4 tRNA genes are annotated in these 384 nt (G+C 50.3%); all 4 read left to right on the top strand.

Annotation, left to right across the window (positions count from 1 at the left end):
- Positions 1 to 2 precede the first annotated feature (2 nt).
- The 4 genes from LOK41_RS28650 (at position 3) to LOK41_RS28635 (ending at position 374) form a co-directional block, all read left to right on the top strand.
- A tRNA-Thr gene (locus LOK41_RS28650) sits at positions 3 to 78 on the top strand.
- A gap of 9 nt (positions 79 to 87) precedes the next feature.
- Positions 88 to 163: transfer RNA gene (locus LOK41_RS28645), tRNA-His, on the top strand.
- Between the two features lie 24 nt (positions 164 to 187).
- Positions 188 to 268 (top strand) — tRNA-Leu (locus LOK41_RS28640).
- A gap of 31 nt (positions 269 to 299) precedes the next feature.
- Positions 300 to 374 (top strand) — tRNA-Gly (locus LOK41_RS28635).
- Positions 375 to 384 lie beyond the last annotated feature (10 nt).

Genomic DNA, 384 nt, shown 5'->3' with positions numbered 1-384 from the left:
TTGCCGGCTTAGCTCAATTGGTAGAGCAACTGACTTGTAATCAGTAGGTTGGGGGTTCAAGTCCTCTAGCCGGCACCAGCAACTATGGCGGTTGTGGCGAAGTGGTTAACGCACCGGATTGTGGCTCCGGCATTCGTGGGTTCGATTCCCATCAGTCGCCCCATTTCTTTTAAAACAAATATAATATGCGGGTGTGGCGGAATTGGCAGACGCACCAGACTTAGGATCTGGCGCCTTTGGCGTGGGGGTTCGACTCCCTTCACCCGCACTTTTAAATAAAATATCTCATAACATGTCTTGCGGAAGTAGTTCAGTGGTAGAATACAACCTTGCCAAGGTTGGGGTCGCGGGTTCGAATCCCGTCTTCCGCTCCAATTTTCAATT

The sequence above is a fragment of the Bacillus sp. TL12 genome, assembly GCF_022625245.1.
In the GTDB taxonomy this organism is placed as follows: Bacteria; Bacillota; Bacilli; order Bacillales; family Bacillaceae_G; genus Bacillus_A.
This window is presented reverse-complemented; position numbering and strand designations above follow the sequence as displayed.